We start from the raw sequence: 20285 nt of genomic DNA on the forward strand, positions 1-20285 counted from the left end.
GAACCCTTCAGAACCATTTTCAACACGAATGGGCCATTTCGAATTGCTGAAGTCTTTGGGGATTATTTCAAGCGAAAGTAAGATACATGGATTGCAGGAAGGAATGAAGAAAATATTTTCCCAAGCTCTTCTTGAAAGTGCTACGTCAGTCAAACAACTTCAGAATTTACTTGGTGATCTGAAAAATTCTGTCGTTCAGCAAGGCTCGGTGGGAGACTCAAACTTAAAGGAAATGGATAAAATCACTTCAACTATAGGAAATGATTTCATTAAGGATGGACCTGCCAATAAGAGGAGCATTGATCAAGGTTTGAAATTAATCTTTGAGCTTCCTTCGACACTCATAAAAGGAGGGGCTTTTTCAAAAGCAGGAGAAGGGTTGATCGATTTGATGAGTGAACAGCGAAAGCTTCATTTAGAAAGAAACTATTCAATCCTCCTATCAAAATGGGGTTCGAACCTACCGAATTCCAATGAAGGGAAAATATTTCATAAGTTAAGTGCGAACATAGAGACGGAATTGATGTCCTTTCTTAGAGGGGAAGACCTTGGGCAGGCTGTAAAAAAAATCATCAGATCATTCGGTTTCAATCTGGAATTTCAGCTTCACAGCCATCCGCAGCTCGCTGCTGCTTCCACTACTCTTAAAGAAAAATTGACACAGCTAAGCATGCACCATCAAAGTCAGGATATCAGGGATCTTGCAGAGAAGATTGTACTGAAAATGAACCATCCTGCCATGGTATCATGGGAGCAATCTTCGTTCATGAATATCATTCAGCAGTTTCCGTTATGTTTATTCGGCCGCCAGACAGATATCTCTGTACAATGGATGGGAAAAGAAAAGGAAAAAGGAAAAATCGACAGTGATCACTGCAGAATCCTGTTCTATCTTCATTTGGATAACCTTAAAGAAACGCTGGTCGATATGCAGGTGCAGAACAGGGTTATTTCATTATCCATCTGGAATGAACTGCAAGCAGCAAATGAATTGGCTCATTTATTTATTCCAGCACTCAAGGAATCCTTGCAAAAAATGGACTACCAGCTCACATCAGTGAAAATCAAGAGGCCAGAGAGTAAAGACAGTATATCTCAGGAGAAGATGCTGGATATGCAGGGCGTACCATATACAGGAGTTGATTTGAGAATATGACATCTCATCAAAGGAAAGAAGCCATTGCCCTTGGGTATGATCAATCAAGTGAGAGAGCACCGAAAGTCCTGGCGAAAGGGAAAGGGATCATAGCCGATAATATAATTTCGAAAGCCAATGAAAATGGTATTGCCATTCAGGAGGATAAAAGCCTGTTATCATTGCTCGGTAAATTGGATATCGGTGAATCAATTCCTGAAGAGCTTTATGGAGCAGTAGCAGAAGTATTTGCCTTTGTATATAGGCTGGATAAAGAAATGGAACAGAAAAGGAAGCCATGATTTGTAAAGTATTTTGACTTCGAGTGAAAATAACTTTTTAAGAATAATAAATTATCACTGAAAAAGAATATTTCTTCCATTAAATTATGAGAGAAAGGATAAAAACTGTTCGCAATTTTTAAATTAATATAATATTTTTGGCATAATGGTAGACAGATAAACTGTCATTTTATACAATGAAAGCGCAGTCTATTTTTTTGAAGAGTTTGATAGGAGGATGGAAAATGAATATCCATGAATATCAAGGTAAAGAAATCCTCAGAAATAACGGGGTATCCGTACCGAATGGTAAAGTGGCTTTTACAGCTGAAGAAGCAGTGGAAGCGGCGAAGACGCTTGAATCAAGTGTTTATGTAGTAAAAGCACAGATCCACGCAGGCGGTCGCGGTAAAGCTGGCGGTGTGAAAATCGCAAAGAGCCTTGACGAAGTGCGTACATATGCAGATGAGTTGATCGGCAAGACATTGGTCACTCACCAGACTGGCCCTGAAGGAAAGGAAGTAAAGCGCTTACTTATCGAAGAGGGCTGTGATATCAAGAAGGAATACTATGTTGGTTTAGTATTGGACCGTGCAACTTCCCAGGTTGTTCTTATGGCTTCTGAAGAAGGCGGGACCGAAATTGAAGAAGTAGCGGAAGCAACTCCTGAAAAAATCTTTAAGGAGTATATTGATCCTGTGGTAGGGTTGACTGGATTCCAGGCTCGCCGCATTGCCTTCAACATCAATATTCCTAAAGAGCTTGTAAATAAAGCGGCAAAATTCATGCTGGGGCTTTATAACGTGTATATCCAAAAGGATGCTTCAATCGTTGAAATCAATCCTTTAGTCGTGACAGGTGATGGAGACGTAATGGCATTGGATGCGAAGTTCAACTTTGATTCGAACGCACTATACCGTCGAAAAGACGTCATGGAACTGCGTGACCTTGAAGAAGAAGATGCAAAAGAAATCGAAGCTTCTAAATACGATTTAAGCTATATTTCACTGGACGGCAATATTGGCTGCATGGTCAATGGTGCGGGTCTTGCGATGGCAACGATGGATATCGTGAAACATTATGGCGGTGATCCGGCCAACTTCCTTGATGTTGGGGGCGGTGCGACTGCTGAGAAAGTAACAGAAGCATTCAAAATCATCCTTTCCGACGAAAATGTAAAAGGGATCTTCGTCAATATCTTTGGTGGTATCATGAAATGTGATGTCATTGCTACAGGTGTTGTTGAAGCAGCTAAGCAAATCGGTCTTGAAGTACCATTAGTTGTTCGCCTTGAAGGTACGAATGTGGATTTAGGGAAAGAAATCCTTAATAAGTCCGGATTGAATATCATTGCAGCTGAATCAATGGCAGACGGCGCACAAAAAATCGTTGAGCAAGTAGGCTAAGAAAGGCGGGGGACAAATGAGCGTATTTATTAATAAGGATACAAAGGTTGTTGTACAAGGGATCACTGGATCAACAGCACTTTTCCATACAAAGCAAATGCTTGAATACGGTACACAAATCGTGGCAGGTGTAACACCTGGTAAAGGCGGAACTGAGGTTGAGGGCGTACCTGTCTTCAATACAGTTGAAGAAGCTAAGAAAGCTACTGGTGTCAACGCTTCAGTCATCTATGTTCCTGCTCCATTTGCAGCAGATGCAATCATGGAAGCAGTAGATGCTGAACTTGATTTGGCAATCTGTATCACAGAGCATATCCCAGTACTCGATATGGTGAAAGTGAAACGTTATATGGAAGGTAAGAAAACTCGACTTGTAGGTCCAAACTGTCCTGGTGTGATCACACCAGAAGAATGTAAAATCGGCATCATGCCTGGATACATTCATACCAAGGGACACGTAGGCGTGGTATCCCGCTCAGGTACATTAACGTACGAAGCGGTTCACCAACTTTCTCAGGCTGGTATCGGCCAGTCCACTGCTGTAGGAATTGGTGGAGATCCTGTAAATGGAACGGACTTCATTGATGTGTTAAAAGCATTCAACGAAGACGAAGACACTTATGCAGTAATCATGATTGGTGAAATAGGCGGGACAGCTGAGGAAGAGGCTGCTGAATGGGTCAAAACCAACATGACAAAACCTGTTGTCGGTTTCATCGGCGGGCGTACTGCACCTCCAGGAAAGCGCATGGGACATGCTGGTGCGATCATTTCAGGCGGTAAAGGGACTGCAGATGAGAAAATCCGCGTAATGAACGAATGTGGAATCCAAGTAGCACCTACACCTTCAGATATGGGAGAAACATTGATTAAGGTTCTTAAAGAAGAGGGAATCTTCGATAAATGTAAAACACATTAATCAAACAGATGGTAAGAGGCTGGGCAGTTTGCTTTAGCCTCTTATTACTGTTTCCTATTAAACTATCTACAGGAGGTAATAATGAAGGAAATGAGAAGGTTGCTATTTCATATGCAGCACTGCAGAGGACTTGGGTTGAAAGGGACCCGGCTGTTATTGGCCAGGTTATCTGACCCATCGTTGATCTACGAATTATCCCCAGTTTCAATCCAGCAATTATCCCAATCGACAGCCGTAAATGCCAAGTTATTTCACACCGATCTCCACACACTCCCAATCCGTGAGTATGAAGAAAATTATCGCAGAAACAGCATCCAGTGGGTTTCACTCTACGATGAAGACTACCCGGAACTTTTGAAGAATGTGTATGATCCTCCTTTTATTCTTTTTATGAAAGGAAAAAAAGAACTCCTTAAATCGCGAATTAAACTGGCTGTGATCGGATCAAGACAGGCTACCTCTTATACGGAAGAAATCCTTCGTGAAATGATGCCGGGACTCGCAGAAAAAAACATTGTGATCGTAAGTGGACTTGCCCGCGGTGCAGATACGGCGGCACACAAAATGGCAATCCGCTCAGGCGGTATTACAATAGGTGTAGTGGCAGGCGGTTTTCAGCATATTTACCCGCGTGAAAATAGTAAACTTGCCGATTACATGATGAAGAATCAGCTTCTCCTATCTGAATCCCCTCCTTTTATAAAACCACAAAAATGGCAATTCCCATTCAGGAACAGAATCATAAGCGGCATTTCAAACGCCGTTTTAGTAACCGAAGCGCAGAAAAAGAGCGGTACCTTCATTACGGCTGACTATGCTTTAAATGAAGGAAGGGAAATTCTCTGTATACCTGGATCAATCCACCATAAGTTATCGGAAGGGACAAATATCTTGATTAAGGATGGTGCCAAGATGGTATTATCTATAGAAGATATTTTTTCTGAGCTCGATGTATAAAGTTCCAGAAATTTATATAAAATCATTTAATAAAGTTGATTTTTTTCCATCAATTAGAGAATTTATAACGTATTTTATACAAAAAGGTTGCAATTCTTATCAAACTGTTATACATTTTGCAACAGGTATCGAAAACAATAGAAGAGATGTTAAAGAGATAAATGGAGTTCAATACTCCGCACTGAACGAATAGACTTTATACTGTATTGAAGGAAGTGAAACCGTTTACTCCGGGGAGCTTTTTTTATACAGATCTAAAAAATCACAGTGATTATTATCCTCTTCAAGGAGGCATATTGGATGGCAGATTATTTAGTGATAGTAGAATCACCTGCAAAAGCGAAAACGATTGAACGTTATTTAGGAAAAAAATATAAAGTGCGTGCCTCGATGGGCCATGTGAGAGATTTACCCAAGAGTCAAATGGGTGTGGATGTCGAAAAGGAATTTGAACCAAAATATATAACCATACGTGGAAAAGGCCCGGTATTAAAAGAGCTGAAGACGGCTGCCAAAAAAGCAAAGAAAATCTTTCTTGCAGCCGACCCCGACAGAGAAGGGGAAGCAATTGCGTGGCATTTGGCTCATAGCCTCGATATAGACACGGAGTCTCAGTGCCGGGTTGTATTTAATGAAATCACAAAAGATGCAATCAAAGAATCTTTTAAACACCCGCGTCCGATCAATATGGATCTAGTGGATGCCCAGCAGGCAAGAAGAATATTGGACCGACTCGTCGGCTATAACATAAGTCCGCTGCTTTGGAAAAAAGTCAAAAAGGGACTCAGTGCCGGCAGGGTGCAATCAGTGGCGGTCAGGCTGATCATTGACCGTGAAAATGAAATTAAAGCTTTCCAGCCTGAAGAATACTGGTCCATTGTAGCGGAATTCAAGAAAGACAAAGAGACGTTCCAAGCCTCTTTCTATGGGCTTGATGGTAAAAAAGTCGAATTGAAAAACGAAGAGGAAGTTAAAGCAGTCCTTGAAAAAGTAAAAGGCAAATCATTCAATGTGAACAAAGTGACAAAAAAGGAAAGAAAGCGGAATCCCGCTCCCCCTTTTACTACTTCCTCCCTGCAACAGGAAGCTGCGAGAAAACTGAACTTCCGTGCAAAGAAAACGATGATGCTTGCTCAGCAATTGTATGAAGGGATTGAGATTGGCAAAGAAGGCACTGTCGGTCTGATCACTTATATGAGAACCGATTCTACACGTACTTCTGAAGTCGCTCAAAAAGAAGCCAATGAATATATCACTACAAAATACGGTGATGACTTTGTCAAGCAGTCGGAAAGAAAGGAAAAGAAACAGCAGAAAGCCCAGGACGCACACGAAGCGATCCGCCCGACTAGTACATTAAGAGATCCCGGTTCTGTTAAAGAATTTCTTTCAAGAGATCAGTATCGACTGTATAAACTTGTCTGGGAACGATTCGTTGCAAGCCAGATGTCTCCTGCCATAATGGACACGATGAGTGTGGACCTGGTAAACGGCCCCGTTTATTTTAGGGCAAACGGATCGAAAGTTAAGTTTCCTGGCTTTATGAAGGTGTATGTTGAAGGGTCTGACGACCAAAAAGAAGAAAAAGACAATCTTCTTCCTGAGTTAAAGGAAGATGATAAAGTGACCAGTGAATTGATCGATCCTAAACAACACTTCACTCAACCGCCGCCGCGATATACTGAAGCAAGACTTGTCAAGACTTTGGAAGAACTCGGAATAGGCCGTCCTTCCACATACGCACCTACTTTGGATACAATTCAAAGAAGGGGGTATGTCTCTCTTGATAATAAAAGATTCATTCCAACGGAGCTTGGTGAAATTGTTCTGGAACTGGTTAGAGAATTCTTCCCGGAAATCATCGATGTTGAATTCACTGCCAATATGGAAAGAAGTCTTGATGATATTGAGGATGGCAAAGTTAGATGGGCGAAGATTATTGATGACTTTTATCAGGATTTTGAAAAACATCTGGTCATCGCGGAAAATGAAATGGAAAAGATCGAAATCCGAGATGAACCAGCCGGGGAAGATTGCGAAGAGTGCGGTAACCCGATGGTTTTCAAAATGGGACGGTATGGAAAATTCATGGCCTGCAGTAATTTCCCGGACTGCCGGAATACAAAGCCAATTGTTAAAGAAATTGGCGTCAAGTGCCCTAAATGTGAAAAAGGGAATATTATTGAAAGAAAAAGTAAGAAGAAGAGAATCTTTTATGGCTGTGACCAATATCCTGCATGTGAGTTCTTATCTTGGGATAAGCCAATTGAAAGAAAATGTCCGAAATGCTCTGAATTACTTGTAGAGAAAAAACTCAAAAAGGGTAATCAAATACAATGTACGAATTGTGACTATAAAGAAGAAGCGCAGAAATAAAAGTGAGCAGAGCCGGATCAAAAAGATTGATTCTTTTCTGCGGTACTTATACAATGTAAACGAGTGACTGTCCCAAGAGGTGATTATTCTATTGCCTTATGGGTCAGTTTTTCTGTTTTTTGTATAATGTAAAATATCTTTCATTTTTGTAGAATTTATACAATAATTCAAATGCTATTGTCAAAATTATTTCTTGATTGGTTTATTATCAGCCATCATCATTATGGATAAAATGAATAAATAAGGGTAATTTTCTCTGGCGCAAAGGCTCAGCCTGGTTAAAAGTAAGAAAAGTATTATAGTCGTTTCAGAAACAATTCAGAACTTTGTGAAAAAAATGTAAAATTAATTGCAAGGGGTTCAAGGTTGTGTTACTATTTAGTAGCCCTTGTGAGGTGTTAACTATATGTCAAATACATTAGCCGATCAATTACATTCGTTTATTGAATATTTACAAATAGAAAAGCATTATTCCACTTATACTTTTGAACAATATCGTCATGATATTGAAGAATTCTACGTATTTATGAAAGAACAGGGTCTTCATTCATTAGAGGAAGTGGAATATTTTGATGCAAGGCTTTTTTTAACAGGTCTTCATGAGAAACAGTTAATGAGAGCTTCCATTTCAAAAAAAATATCAAGTTTAAGAAGTTTTTTCCGATTTCTCAATAGGGAAGAACTCCTGAAAACGAATCCTTTTTCTTTTGTAAATCTTCCGAAAAAAGAACAGCGCCTGCCTAAATTCTTCTATGAGGAAGAGATTCAGCTTCTGCTTGAAGCATGTCATGGAGACTCTCCATTGGAAATCCGGAATAAGGCCATCTTTGAGCTTTTGTACGGGACCGGAATCCGGGTAAGTGAATGTGCTGACCTGCAGCTGAAGGATGTAGATATGGCTTTATCCACCATCCTTGTAAAAGGGAAGGGGAACAAGGAACGGTATGTCCCCTATGGAAGCTTTGCCCAAGATGCATTGGCCGCATACATATATCACTCACGGCCATCTCTTATTAAAGACCAAACGCATTCTGCTGTATTCGTTAATCATCGGGGAGGTGCCCTGACTTCGAGGGGGATACGCCTTATACTGAATAAAATCATTGATAAGGCCTCATTAACTGGAAAAATAAGCCCGCATATGTTAAGACATACTTTTGCAACTCATCTATTGAATAACGGTGCAGACTTGAGAACCGTTCAGGAACTATTGGGACATTCCCATTTGTCTGCAACCCAGGTATACACACATGTGACGAAAGATCAGTTAAGAAAAACATATCTTGCACATCATCCGCGTGCTTAATATTGGAGGTTTTACAATGGATCAATTCCATGCTACCACTATATTTGCAGTCCAGCATAAAGGGGAATGCGCCATGTCCGGAGACGGTCAGGTAACATTCGGAAATGCAGTCGTGATGAAACATACGGCCAAGAAGGTGCGTAAACTGTTTAATGGCAAAGTGCTGGCCGGCTTTGCAGGTTCTGTAGCGGATGCCTTTACTCTGTCAGAAATGTTTGAAGGGAAACTTCAGGAATTTAACGGAAACCTTCAGAGGGCAGCTGTTGAACTGGCTAAAGAATGGCGAAGCGATAAGGTGCTCAGGAAGCTTGAAGCAATGCTGATCGTCATGGATGATGACCATTTGCTCCTGATTTCGGGCACTGGGGAAGTAATTGAACCTGATGATGGCATTCTAGCCATTGGATCCGGTGGCAATTATGCATTATCTGCCGGTCGTGCCTTGAAGCAATATTCAGGTGAACATCTGTCAGCCAAAGAAATAGCTAAAGCATCTTTACAGATTGCTGCAGATATTTGTGTATATACGAATGAACAGATAATTGTTGAAGAATTGTAAAAGCAAACTAGATGATTATCTCACACTATAGAAGAGTTAAGGAGTGTGTCATTTGAAAAAAAATGCTGAGCAATTAACACCAAGGCAAATAGTTGAACGATTGGATCAATTTATTGTTGGACAGAAAGACGCCAAGAGGGCAGTTGCGGTGGCATTGAGAAATCGTTTTCGCCGCAGCCTTCTGTCTGAAGAAATAAAAGACGAGGTGATACCGAAGAATATCCTTATGCTCGGTCCCACCGGTGTAGGGAAGACGGAGATTGCCAGAAGGATAGCAAAATTGGTGCGTGCACCTTTCGTTAAGGTCGAGGCTACGAAATTCACAGAAGTCGGTTACGTAGGACGCGACGTAGAATCGATGGTGAGGGATCTTGTAGAAACGGCTGTCAGACTCGTTAAAGAAGAAAAAATGGTAGGCGTCCGTGAACGTGCCGGTGAAAATGCCGACAAGCGCCTGGTAGAGCTGCTCGTTCCTTCAAAGAAGAAATCGTCTTCTTATAAAAATCCTTTTGAAATGATCTTCGGCGCGAATGGTACAGGTCAGAGCCACGAAGAAGAGGAAGAGAAACAAGAGGAGCTCTCATTAAGAGAACTAAGGAGAAGGGCAGAACAAAGACTTCGGGATGGAGAATTAGAAGAAGAGTTTATCACCATCGAAATGGAAGAACAGCAAGCTTCCATGTTTGATATGCTCCAAGGTTCCGGCATGGAGCAAATGGGCATGAATATGCAGGATGCATTGAGTAATTTTATGCCGAAGAAAAAGAAAAAGAAAAAGCTGAAGGTGAAAGAAGCACGTAAAGCCCTGACAAATGAAGAAGCCCAGAAGCTGATCGATATGGATGAAGTCACACAGGATGCCATCCTGAGGGCAGAACAATCCGGTATCATCTTCATTGATGAAATTGATAAGATTGCTAGTAAAGGATCAGGCCAATCATCAGCAGATGTTTCCCGGGAAGGTGTGCAGCGTGATATCCTCCCAATAGTAGAAGGATCGACCGTGGTGACCAAATATGGTTCTGTGAAGACGGATTATATGCTTTTCATCGGTGCCGGAGCTTTCCATATGTCAAAACCCTCAGATTTAATACCGGAATTACAAGGGCGTTTTCCAATCAGGGTAGAGCTTCAGAAACTTTCAACAGAAGACTTTGTAAGAATATTAATCGAACCGGATAATGCGATCATTAAGCAATATATTGCATTAATGGAAACAGAAGGTATACAAATTGAATTTTCTGACGATGCTATTCGTAGGCTGGCAGAAATCGCATATGATGTAAATCAGAATACTGATAACATCGGAGCACGCAGACTACATACCATCATGGAAAAGCTGCTAGAGGATTTATCGTTTGAAGCACCTGAAATCACATTGGAAACAATTAAAATAACTCCACAATATGTCGATGATAAATTAGGAGCTATTTCAAAAGACAAGGACTTAAGCCAATTTATTCTCTGAGTTTCTTACAGGCTTAATGAGGGTAAAGAAAAAAATATGTGAATGAGTTTCAATAATTAATATAGCAATAGAGATAATTTAGTTGTAGTAGGAGGAAATGAAAATGAACTTATTAGGTAAAACAAGAACGATTAATGCCATGCTCCAAAAGGCTGCGGGCAAACCAGTAAACTTTAAAGAAATGTCAGAGACGCTTAGCGGAGTAATCGAAGCGAATGTCTTTGTAGTAAGCCGTCGAGGGAAGCTGCTGGGATTTGCAATTAACCAGCAAATCGAAAATGAAAGAATGAAGCAGATGCTTGAAGATCGTCAGTTCCCTGAAGAATATACTCAAAATCTTTTCAATATCCAAGAGACATCTCCAAACCTCGATGTTGAAAGTGAATATACTGCATTTCCAGTCGAAAACAGAGAGCTGTTCAAAAACGGTCTAACCACAATCGTGCCGATCATCGGTGGGGGAGAGCGTCTTGGAACGTTAATCCTTGCACGCCTGCAGGCGAGCTTTGAAGATGACGATCTGATCCTTGCTGAATACGGTGCTACCGTAGTAGGTATGGAGATACTACGTGAAAAAGCAGAAGAAATTGAAGTCGAAGCCAGAAGTAAAGCAGTAGTACAAATGGCAATCAGCTCCCTTTCTTACAGTGAACTTGAAGCGATTGAGCATATTTTTGAAGAGCTGAATGGGAATGAAGGATTATTAGTGGCTTCAAAAATTGCTGACAGAGTGGGAATCACTCGTTCAGTGATCGTAAACGCATTGAGGAAATTAGAAAGTGCAGGGGTAATCGAATCCCGTTCCCTTGGAATGAAAGGGACTTACATTAAAGTTCTAAACAATAAGTTCCTTCTTGAACTGGAGAAGCTTCGTACAAATTAATGATAGTGAGTGAAACTCCGTTATTTCTTAAATGAAATAACGGAGTTTTTTTATGCAAGTCTAGATCAACCATTTTACAATAATAGTGGTCCTCTCGACAAAACTCACCCAGTACAGTTCTTTGTGAGGTAAGAGGAGCTACTGAGAAGGTTATAACATTAGACATATATTAGGGGGTAAATAAGTCGAAAGGACTATAATCGTCATTGTGTTGGGTCTTGTCTTCTCTCATAAGGATAGTAAAATTAAGTTGTTACATCTTTGTTACGACTTTTTTCGACAACATTACATTACAATCGTTCAAGATGAACCAAATCAAATTTTGTTACAAACCAAGTAAATACTACAGTGATTAAATTGAAATTGGTTTAACAGTCCTCCCTAATTGGAAAAAACTACAGGTAGTGGAAATTAAATCTCGTTGGTACAATTAACTGTGTAAAACTTTGTAATGTAATAAAAATATAATTGAAACACTAAAGTAAAGAAAGAAAAGATTATTTTCCATAAAAAGGTTATTTTATAGGGTTACGGTCATGAATTCTTCTTTTTTCGACGTTTTTCGGTAAAAAATACAGAATATTCATAGACACTATTCGACCTAAACATTACAATAAGGACGGACAGAAGATATATTTGTAAAAATATCCGTATCTTGCTAAATAAATGGATAGAGGTGTGTAAGGTGAAACTTTTTTCCAACACTTTTACTAGTCTTGAAAGAGGCCTGGATTATGCCTCTTTAAATCAGAAAGTAATCTCTCAAAATATCGCTAATGTTGATACTCCAGACTATAAAGCCAAAGAAGTAGAATTTAAGACCGTTTTACATAATTCAATAAATCAACTGGAAGCAAAGAGAACAAATTCAAGGCATTTTACTTTTCAATCATCTGACAGGCACCGGGGAGTAATAACGAAAACAGGTTACCAATACAATCATAACGGTAACGGTGTGGATTTGGACAAGGAAATGTCTGAAATGGCAGAAAATCAAATATATTTCAATGCTTTGTCTGATCGCATCAATGGGAAATTCAATTCTTTGAAGTCAGTTATAAGAGGGGGTAAATAATTTTGTCAATCTTCACTAGTATGAACACGGCATCTTCTGCATTGACAGCCCAGAGATTAAGAATGGATGTCATTTCCTCCAATATGGCTAATGTTGACACTACAAGAGCTAAAGTGAATGAAAATGGAGAATGGGAGCCTTATAAAAGAAAATCGGTAGTGATGGAATCGAAGGAAGCCGGTTTTTCTACTTTCTTGAATACAGCAATAAACAGAAAGGATGGTCATTCAATCGGTCAGGGAGTCAAAGTGTCAGAAATTCAGGAAGATGAAAAAACTCCGTTTAAAATGGTTTATGACCCTGAACACCCGGATGCAAATGATGATGGATACGTACAGCTGCCGAATGTTGATCCGCTGCGGGAGATGGTAGACCTTATCTCAGCAACACGTTCATATGAAGCGAACGTTACTGTATTCAATGCTAACAAATCGATGTTGATGAAATCATTAGAAATAGGTAAGTAAGGTAAGGAGGTACATACTTATGTCCATTCATAGTATAAGTTCGGTAAACCCCGGGATTATAAGTCCGTCACCATCAAAAAAACAAATTTCACCTTCAGAGGCAACAGAGAATTTCGGGCAAATCCTTAGTAAAACAATCGATGAAGTAAATCGAGCACAGGTTCACTCCGATCGTATGACTGAAAAACTTGTACGTGGGGAGAATGTTGATCTTCACCAGGTAATGATTGCTTCACAGAAAGCCAGTATCACACTACAAACAACGATGGAAGTTCGTAATAAGGTTGTGGAAGCATACCAGGAAATAATGAGAATGCCAATGTAATAGTTACATGCAGTCGAGTACCGGAGGATTGTAATGAATGAATCGTTTAAGAACTATACAGAACAAATAAAGACTTATTGGACAAACAGAACAAAAAAACAAAAAATCAGCATGGTAGTAATCATGCTGTCTGTCATTATCCTTATTAGTGTTGCTGTCTTTATTACGACCAGGACCCCTATGGCTCCTCTTTATAAGAATCTGTCACCTTCAGAAACTGGTACAATCAAGGAGAACCTTGACGGAAGGGGTATTCCCTCCCAAATAACCGAAGGTGGGTCGGCCATTCTCGTACCAACTGAACAAGTAGATACGTTAAAAGTAGAATTGGCAGCTGAAGGAATTCCGAACTCAGGCAGTATCGATTACTCTTTCTTCAGTAAGAATGCCGGCTTTGGAATGACAGATAATGAGTTTAATGTAATGAAACTTGATGCTATGCAAACAGAACTTGTGGATTTGATAAAAGGAATAGACGGTGTTAAAGATGCGAAGGTCATGATCAATCTGCCGGAAGAGCAAGTCTTCCTGAATGATGACGTTCAAAAAGCCACTGCTTCGATCGTCTTGAACACAAATCCTGGATTTGCTATGGATCAGCGCCAGATCAAATCGCTTTATCACTTAGTCTCTAAAAGTGTTCCGAACCTTCCTACTGAGAATATCGTCATCATGAACCAGTTTTTTGAGTATTTTGACTTGGAATCTCAAAATAATTCTATGGGAACCGGTAATATCGCACAACAAATGGACGTTAAAAAGGAAATTGAGCGTGACATACAGCGTCAAGTACAGAACATGCTCGGAACGTTGATCGGATTCAATAAAGTGGTTGTGTCGGTATCCACTGATATTGACTTTACCCAGGAAAATCGTGAAGAAAACACAGTAACACCAGTCGATGAAGAAAATATGGAAGGCATTGCTGTCAGTGCCCATCGCATAACAGAGACGTTCTCCGGTGAGGGAGCTGGACCTGGAGGAGTACCGTCAGGGGGAGACACCGATGATACTCTTGATTCTTATCAAGAAGGAACAGGTTCTGGAGGCGATTATGAAAAAATAGAAGAAACAATAAATAATGAAGTGAATCGAATAAGAACTGAAATAGTGGAAAGTCCGTACAAAATTCGCGATTTAGGCATTCAAGTGATGGTAGAGCCTCCAAATCCTGAAGATGAAAATTCGCTTCCACAAGATCGGATCGATGATATACAGCAAATATTATCAACCATTGTCCGAACATCCATAAATAAAGAAGCTGCACCAGAGCTGACAGATGAAGCAATTGAAGACAAGGTAGTTGTTTCTGTTCAAGAATTTAATGGCAAAATGGAATTTGAAGACAGTTCTAAATCTACGTTGCCTTGGTGGGTCTATGTAGTAGGCGGCATTTTGCTTGTTATCATTCTATTACTTGTATTCTTCCTTATTAGAACTCGTAAAAGGAAGCAGGATAAGGAACTGATATTCGAAGAAGAGCACGTTCCTGCAGAAATACCGGATATTGAACCTAAGGAAGAAACAGAGGGATCCATCAGACGAAAACAACTTGAAAGAATGGCTAAAGAAAAACCAGAAGAGTTCGCAAAATTACTTCGAACTTGGCTAGCCGATGATTAGGAGGATGATGACATGGTTAGAAGAGAGAGAGAATTAACTGGCAAACAGAAAGCGGCCGTCCTCCTGATCTCTCTTGGTCCCGATGTGTCGGCATCTGTGTACAAACACTTATCTGAAGAAGAAATAGAGAAGCTGACTCTGGAAATATCAGGAGTGAAAAAAGTAGAAACCGAATCAAAAGAAGAAATTTTGGAAGAATTCCATAATATCGCGATTGCACAGGATTATATATCTCAAGGTGGAATCGGCTATGCCAAAACAGTCTTGGAGAAAGCATTGGGTCCAGATCAGGCAACTGCGATAATAAATCGCTTGACTTCATCTCTACAGGTGAGACCTTTTGACTTTGCACGTAAAGCGGATGCAGCACAGATATTGAACTTCATTCAAAATGAACATCCTCAGACGATTGCTCTCATTTTATCTTACTTGGATCCGCAGCAATCGGGTCAGATCCTGTCAGAGCTGCCTCAGGAAGTACAAGCTGATATAGCGAGAAGGATTGCAATAATGGATGGAACCTCTCCTGAAGTGATAAGTGAAGTGGAAGCCATTCTGGAAAGGAAACTTTCCTCAACAGTTACACAGGATTATACTCAAACCGGTGGTGTAGAAGCAGTCGTCGAAGTACTTAATGGGGTAGACAGATCAACAGAAAAGACGATTCTGGATGCACTGGAAATTCAGGATCCTGAATTAGCAGAGGAAATCAAGAAGAGAATGTTTGTATTCGAGGATATCGTTACCCTTGATGGACGATCCATTCAGCGGGTCATCAGGGATTGTGATAATGAAGATCTTCTTCTATCACTAAAAGTCTCCAGCGATGAAGTGAAGGAAATCGTATTCAAAAATATGTCCAATCGAATGGTGGAAACATTAAAAGAAGAGATGGAGTTCATGGGACCAGTGAGACTTCGTGATGTAGAGGAAGCGCAATCAAGGATTGTCGCAATCATCAGAAGGTTAGAAGAAGCAGGGGAGATCATTATAGCCCGTGGTGGAGGAGACGATATTATTGTCTAGGATCATTAAATCTTCCGTAGCACAATCAATGGAAAAAAAAGAGAAGATCATTGCGCTTAAGCAAATTCGTTCCTCAATGCCGGGTTTCAATCAAGAGTATTTAGAACATGAGCATCAGCTTCAGCCAAAAGAAATAGAGAAGTTGATTAATGATGCAAAACGGGAAGCCGATAAAATCCTGGAAGAGACCATTCATCAGAAAAATCTTATTCTTGATCAAATTCAACGGGAAAAGGACAACTGGGTGTCAGAGCGCGAGCAATATATCCAAGAAGCCTATAACGTCGGATTTCAACAAGGGGAAGAAGAAGGAATGAAAAAGGGATACCAGGATTATAGACATCGTCTAAAAGAAGCCGACACTATAGTCGATTCCAATAAAAAACAGTATTATTCCTATTTGGAAAATGCCGAACAAGTGATTCTGTCCCTTTCCATTTCAAGTGCGGAAAAAATCATCGGGGAAAAACTCCAGGAAAAACCTGAAGCATTCCTTTCGGTCGTTAAGCGAGGCTTAAAAGAAGTGAGGGAATTGCCGGAAGTCCAGATTCATTGTCACCCTTCCAAACACACTCTTCTAGCAGGGAACAAAGAGGAACTCGAAGTGATTTTCCCCTCAAATGTACAATGCTTTATCTATGCGAACGATGAATTGAATCAAGAAGATTGTTACATAGAAACGAATCAAGGGAGAATTATCGTCAGTATCGATTCACAATTGAAAGAATTAAAACAAAAACTGCTTGAAATACTCCGTGGGGAAGAGACATGAAAGCAAAGGATTTACTCTCTCATATATCTCAGATCCCCACGTTTAAGAAGTATGGAAAAGTTAAACGTGCAGTAGGGTTGATGATCGAATCCCAGGGTCCGGAAAGTTCTGTCGGTGAAGTCTGCCACATTCATATTATGAGTCGGGGTGCATTGAAGATCATCAAGGCAGAAGTAGTAGGCTTCAATGGTGAATTGGTAATTCTAATGCCTTATTCCAATATGCAGGATATATCACCGGGAAGTCTGGTAGAAGCGACTTCGAAGCCTCTTGAAATTAAAATTGGTCCATCCTTGATCGGGAAAGTAGTGGATTCATTGGGAAATCCATTGGATGGAAGTATGCTCCCGAGTGGATTGGCTGTCACATATACCGATCAGGAACCTCCCAACCCTTTATCAAGACCACCGATCGATGAACCGATGGAGGTCGGAGTAAAGGCAATCGACAGCATGCTGACTGTAGGTAAAGGTCAACGGATCGGAATTTTTGCTGGAAGCGGAGTAGGAAAAAGCACATTACTTGGAATGATAGCCCGTAACACAAAAGCTGATTTGAATGTTATTGCACTAGTAGGAGAACGCGGAAGGGAAGTAAGAGAATTCATTGAGCGTGATTTGGGGGAAGAAGGGTTAAAGAAGACGATTGTAGTTGCGGCTACTTCGGATCAACCCGCGCTGATGAGGATAAAAGGAGCCTTCACAGCCACAGCGATCGCAGAATATTTCCGGGATAAGGGTTTGAATGTCATGCTCATGATGGATTCTGCTACCCGTGTGGCGATGGCACAGAGGGAGATTGGCCTGGCAGTAGGCGAGCCTCCTACAACAAAAGGATATACTCCATCCGTGTTTGCCATTCTTCCGAAACTGCTTGAAAGGACAGGCACAAATCTAAAAGGCAGCATCACAGCATTTTATACCGTCCTTGTTGATGGGGATGATTTAAATGAACCTATATCCGATACTGTCCGGGGGATACTGGACGGGCATATCGTTTTGGATCGCCAAATAGCCAACAGGGGGCAATACCCGGCAATAAACATTTTAAAGAGTGTCAGCCGTCTCATGAATCACCTTGCTTCTCCTCAACACTTGCAGGCGGCGGTTAAATTAAGGGAATTACTCAGCACCTATTTCAATTCTGAAGATCTGATACAGATTGGTGCATATAAGAAAGGATCCTCCCGGGAAATTGATGAAGCAATTCATTACTATCCGAAGATCATCTCGTTCCTTAAGCAAGATGTGTACGAACAAATTACTCAAGCCGACAGTATCAATCAGCTTATACAGTTAGCAGAAAAAGGTGATGGGAGACAATGAGTTATCAATATCGGTTTGAACGGATCTTAACCATCAAGGAAAAAGAGAAAGATGAAGTAAATGAGCAGTATAAAGGAGCTGCCGCGAAATTTGAAAAAGTGGCAGAAAAGCTCTTCCAGTTTCTGAAAAAGAAAGAAGAGCTGGAAGTCTTTCAGGCTGAAAAACTGCAAAAAGGTCTCTCAGTTCAGGATATCCGTCATCATCAACAATTTATCGCAAATTTGGAGAAAACCATATCTTACTATCAAGATCTTGTTATACAAGCACGAAACCGTATGAATTGGTATGCAGAAAAACTGGTTGATATGAATGTAGAGGTTAAAAAATACGAAAAGATCAAGGAAAAAGATCTCGGTTTTTTTCTTCATAGCATGAAAGAAGCCGAAAACAAACAGTTGGATGAAGTGTCCGTTGTTCAATATATGAATCGGGGAATTAGGTGATTTAATGCCAAAAGTGACTGAAGAAGAGAAAGAGACAAAATCAAACGGCCGTTTTCAATGGATTGTTTTTGTCGTCTTCATTCCTTTATTATTTGCAATTACCATCGCTTTGGTCGTCATGACGGTGGCAGGAATTAATGTGTTTGAGAAAGCCCAGTCCATTCCTTTCATCTCAAAAGTACTTCCATCAGATACTGAGGAGAATCAAGAACAGCTTGAAAACCGCATCATCTCACTTCAGGCTACAATCGAAGACAAAGAAGCGAAGATCTCCCAGCTGCAAAATGGGATTGATGGAAGTGAGAAGGACAATGAAAAGCTTCAAGCTACGATTGAACAGCAGAAGCTTGAATTGGAAGAACTTAGACAAATAGGTGAAGAAAATAAACGAGCATTCAAAGAAGTGGTAAGTACATTTGAATCGATGTCCGCAAAAAGTGCAGCTCCTGTTCTCCTAAAGATGGATGACCAGGAAGCCATAAAGATCTTATCGAGTATCAAACCCGATAATTTAGCAGATATTTTGGAAAAAATGCCGCCTGAGGATGCTGCACGCTTAACTGGTTTACTATCTGCTGACGAGAGTTAGCGGAGGAGTCTAAAGAGAGGGGGTGAAAAAGGTGGAGATTGGACTAATGAAAACGGCACAGCCCAATCGCTCAGCCCTGCAAGGATCAAGTCCGGAAAATGTGACAGGTATAAATAAACCTTTCTCTCATCATTTGTTGGGAAGCTTGAATGATACAATCCAGAACACAGCTTTTAATAAGACCGTCAGTTTCTCAAATTTAGCTGTGCTGAGTCAATTGTTGGGAGCAGAAGGGTTAACGGATCTGGAAATTTCTGAAGATCAAATAATGGAATTAAGTCAGATGAAAGAATGGGATATTCAGGCGATCGCAGAGGTTTTGGGAGTTGACCTGTCAGAACTCAACAAGCTGAAAACGGATCTTCATGCAGAGATTTATTCCTTATCCGGGAAAAAGGAACTCGAGGAAAATGAAGAAATTCCAGGCGGGGATCTGAGAACGATTTTGCATCTTGTTCAATTGACATTTGAAAAAGGGACGGTCCATTCAAAAGATCTTCAAGGTATGGAGCAGCTCGTTAAGCTGGTTAAAGTAATTGTACTTCTTGCTAAGCAAAAGGACCTCCATATTACAGAAGTCCAGAAAATAGATGAGATGAAAGATTTGTTGAAACTCATCCAGCACAAAGTAGAGGGCGGTGGGGCTGCCCTTGCGAATCAGTCCAAAAACTGGAATGAGGTAATGAAAGCTGCTTTTAACCGGCACATTCCGGCAGATGAATTCAGTGAAGCCGCTAAATTGGAGTCGAATAAAACAGTTTCAGGGAATAATCTTCCATTCGCACTTCCGAGAACGGAGCAGTTTACAATGGCACTATCGCAGGAAAAGGGTTCAGTACGATATGAACAATTTGTGAAAGAACTTCAAACAATATTAAGTAAATCTCTAATGCAGGCACAGCCGAACATGAGTAAGCTGCTGATTAAGTTATATCCCGAACAATTGGGGTCATTACGTATCGAACTGCTTCAGCAGAATGGAATCATGACAGCGAGAATTCTGGCAACAACCGCGACTGCAAAAGATTTGCTGGATTCACAGCTGCAAGGATTGAAGCAGGCATTTACATCTCAGAACATCCAAGTAGAAAAGATTGAAATTTCACAGGCACTGACAGATCCGGAAAGACAATCCAAAGGACAATCACATGAGCAGTCCGGTGGTCAGGCAAAACAAAATCAGAAGGATTCTTCAAAAAGTAATGAGGAACAGGACACTGCAACTTTTAAAGAATTTCTCGTGAATAGCGAAGTATAGGTGATGTTATGACAAAGATAGATCCAAATTTATTGTATTCAACACTGCAGACGAAAAGGCGTGAAGGGGGCAGTGATGTTTTAGGGAAAGAT

Annotated in this window: 19 protein-coding genes and 1 pseudogene; all 20 read left to right on the forward strand. The window is 40.5% G+C overall.

The annotated features are described in order from the left end of the window. Positions 1-1156: pseudogene (locus tag HP456_RS07015) on the forward strand (hypothetical protein); the annotation flags it as partial. Continuing rightward, on the forward strand, positions 1153-1437 hold the full coding sequence (locus HP456_RS07020) for an EscU/YscU/HrcU family type III secretion system export apparatus switch protein (protein WP_172249443.1): 285 nt from the start codon (positions 1153-1155) through the stop codon (positions 1435-1437). The pseudogene HP456_RS07015 and the gene HP456_RS07020, both read left to right, overlap by 4 nt. A gap of 224 nt (positions 1438-1661) precedes the next feature. Beyond that, positions 1662-2822 (forward strand): ADP-forming succinate--CoA ligase subunit beta, encoded by a 1161-nt coding sequence (gene sucC, locus HP456_RS07025; protein WP_172249444.1) that lies wholly within the window; start codon positions 1662-1664, stop codon positions 2820-2822. A gap of 16 nt (positions 2823-2838) precedes the next feature. Next, the gene (gene sucD, locus HP456_RS07030; protein ID WP_172249445.1) at positions 2839-3741 is read left to right on the forward strand and encodes a succinate--CoA ligase subunit alpha; all 903 of its coding nucleotides are present in this window, start codon (positions 2839-2841) and stop codon (positions 3739-3741) included. 81 nt (positions 3742-3822) lie between these two features. After that, positions 3823-4698 (forward strand): DNA-processing protein DprA, encoded by an 876-nt coding sequence (dprA, locus tag HP456_RS07035; RefSeq protein WP_172249446.1) that lies wholly within the window; start codon positions 3823-3825, stop codon positions 4696-4698. Between the two features lie 300 nt (positions 4699-4998). Continuing rightward, positions 4999-7074: a type I DNA topoisomerase gene (topA, locus tag HP456_RS07040; RefSeq protein WP_172249447.1), complete on the forward strand. Its 2076-nt coding sequence runs from the start codon at positions 4999-5001 to the stop codon at positions 7072-7074. Positions 7075-7480: 406 nt separating this feature from the next. Beyond that, positions 7481-8380, forward strand: coding sequence for a tyrosine recombinase XerC (gene xerC, locus HP456_RS07045; protein ID WP_172249448.1), 900 nt, complete (start codon positions 7481-7483; stop codon positions 8378-8380). Positions 8381-8396: 16 nt separating this feature from the next. After that, complete coding sequence (hslV, locus tag HP456_RS07050; protein WP_172249449.1) at positions 8397-8939, forward strand: ATP-dependent protease subunit HslV; 543 nt, start codon at positions 8397-8399, stop codon at positions 8937-8939. A 52-nt stretch (positions 8940-8991) separates the two neighbouring features. After that, complete coding sequence (gene hslU, locus HP456_RS07055) at positions 8992-10407, forward strand: ATP-dependent protease ATPase subunit HslU (RefSeq protein WP_172249450.1); 1416 nt, start codon at positions 8992-8994, stop codon at positions 10405-10407. A gap of 103 nt (positions 10408-10510) precedes the next feature. Beyond that, entirely contained in the window at positions 10511-11290 is a 780-nt protein-coding gene (codY, locus tag HP456_RS07060) for a GTP-sensing pleiotropic transcriptional regulator CodY (protein WP_172249451.1), read from the forward strand. Positions 11291-11975: 685 nt separating this feature from the next. Further along, positions 11976-12365, forward strand: a complete 390-nt coding sequence (gene flgB / locus HP456_RS07065; protein WP_172249452.1) for a flagellar basal body rod protein FlgB — start codon at positions 11976-11978, stop codon at positions 12363-12365. A 2-nt stretch (positions 12366-12367) separates the two neighbouring features. Next, on the forward strand, positions 12368-12832 hold the full coding sequence (flgC, locus tag HP456_RS07070) for a flagellar basal body rod protein FlgC (RefSeq protein ID WP_172249453.1): 465 nt from the start codon (positions 12368-12370) through the stop codon (positions 12830-12832). 19 nt (positions 12833-12851) lie between these two features. Then, on the forward strand, positions 12852-13157 hold the full coding sequence (gene fliE, locus HP456_RS07075) for a flagellar hook-basal body complex protein FliE (RefSeq protein ID WP_172249454.1): 306 nt from the start codon (positions 12852-12854) through the stop codon (positions 13155-13157). 33 nt (positions 13158-13190) lie between these two features. Beyond that, positions 13191-14780 carry a flagellar basal-body MS-ring/collar protein FliF gene (gene fliF / locus HP456_RS07080; RefSeq protein ID WP_172249455.1) on the forward strand — a complete coding sequence of 530 codons (1590 nt, stop codon included), beginning with the start codon at positions 13191-13193 and terminating at the stop codon, positions 14778-14780. A 12-nt stretch (positions 14781-14792) separates the two neighbouring features. Beyond that, positions 14793-15806, forward strand: a complete 1014-nt coding sequence (gene fliG, locus HP456_RS07085) for a flagellar motor switch protein FliG (RefSeq protein WP_172249456.1) — start codon at positions 14793-14795, stop codon at positions 15804-15806. Further along, positions 15799-16578 carry a flagellar assembly protein FliH gene (gene fliH / locus HP456_RS07090; protein ID WP_172249457.1) on the forward strand — a complete coding sequence of 260 codons (780 nt, stop codon included), beginning with the start codon at positions 15799-15801 and terminating at the stop codon, positions 16576-16578. Before fliG ends, fliH begins: the two co-directional genes overlap by 8 nt. Beyond that, a complete protein-coding gene (gene fliI, locus HP456_RS07095) occupies positions 16575-17903 on the forward strand; it encodes a flagellar protein export ATPase FliI (RefSeq protein ID WP_172249459.1) in 1329 nt (442 codons plus the stop codon). Before fliH ends, fliI begins: the two co-directional genes overlap by 4 nt. After that, entirely contained in the window at positions 17900-18346 is a 447-nt protein-coding gene (fliJ, locus tag HP456_RS07100) for a flagellar export protein FliJ (RefSeq protein WP_172249461.1), read from the forward strand. Before fliI ends, fliJ begins: the two co-directional genes overlap by 4 nt. 4 nt (positions 18347-18350) lie before the next feature. Continuing rightward, positions 18351-18935: a MotE family protein gene (locus HP456_RS07105; RefSeq protein ID WP_172249463.1), complete on the forward strand. Its 585-nt coding sequence runs from the start codon at positions 18351-18353 to the stop codon at positions 18933-18935. A gap of 31 nt (positions 18936-18966) precedes the next feature. After that, complete coding sequence (locus HP456_RS25490; RefSeq protein WP_172249465.1) at positions 18967-20193, forward strand: flagellar hook-length control protein FliK; 1227 nt, start codon at positions 18967-18969, stop codon at positions 20191-20193. Positions 20194-20285: the final 92 nt, after the last annotated feature.

The organism is Bacillus haikouensis, assembly GCF_013179555.1.
GTDB classification, from domain to species: domain Bacteria; phylum Bacillota; class Bacilli; order Bacillales; family Bacillaceae_B; genus Rossellomorea; species Rossellomorea haikouensis_A.

Excerpts from the sequence above, each read along its gene's own strand:
- HP456_RS07020 (WP_172249443.1), top strand. The coding sequence starts at position 1,153 with ATGACATCTCATCAAAGGAAAGAAGCCATTGCCCTTGGGTATGATCAA.
- sucC (WP_172249444.1), top strand. The coding sequence starts at position 1,662 with ATGAATATCCATGAATATCAAGGTAAAGAAATCCTCAGAAATAACGGG.
- sucD (WP_172249445.1), top strand. The coding sequence starts at position 2,839 with ATGAGCGTATTTATTAATAAGGATACAAAGGTTGTTGTACAAGGGATC.
- dprA (WP_172249446.1), top strand. The coding sequence starts at position 3,823 with ATGAAGGAAATGAGAAGGTTGCTATTTCATATGCAGCACTGCAGAGGA.
- topA (WP_172249447.1), top strand. The coding sequence starts at position 4,999 with ATGGCAGATTATTTAGTGATAGTAGAATCACCTGCAAAAGCGAAAACG.
- xerC (WP_172249448.1), top strand. The coding sequence starts at position 7,481 with ATGTCAAATACATTAGCCGATCAATTACATTCGTTTATTGAATATTTA.
- hslV (WP_172249449.1), top strand. The coding sequence starts at position 8,397 with ATGGATCAATTCCATGCTACCACTATATTTGCAGTCCAGCATAAAGGG.
- codY (WP_172249451.1), top strand. The coding sequence starts at position 10,511 with ATGAACTTATTAGGTAAAACAAGAACGATTAATGCCATGCTCCAAAAG.
- fliE (WP_172249454.1), top strand. The coding sequence starts at position 12,852 with ATGTCCATTCATAGTATAAGTTCGGTAAACCCCGGGATTATAAGTCCG.
- fliF (WP_172249455.1), top strand. The coding sequence starts at position 13,191 with ATGAATGAATCGTTTAAGAACTATACAGAACAAATAAAGACTTATTGG.
- fliG (WP_172249456.1), top strand. The coding sequence starts at position 14,793 with ATGGTTAGAAGAGAGAGAGAATTAACTGGCAAACAGAAAGCGGCCGTC.
- fliI (WP_172249459.1), top strand. The coding sequence starts at position 16,575 with ATGAAAGCAAAGGATTTACTCTCTCATATATCTCAGATCCCCACGTTT.
- fliJ (WP_172249461.1), top strand. The coding sequence starts at position 17,900 with ATGAGTTATCAATATCGGTTTGAACGGATCTTAACCATCAAGGAAAAA.
- HP456_RS07105 (WP_172249463.1), top strand. The coding sequence starts at position 18,351 with ATGCCAAAAGTGACTGAAGAAGAGAAAGAGACAAAATCAAACGGCCGT.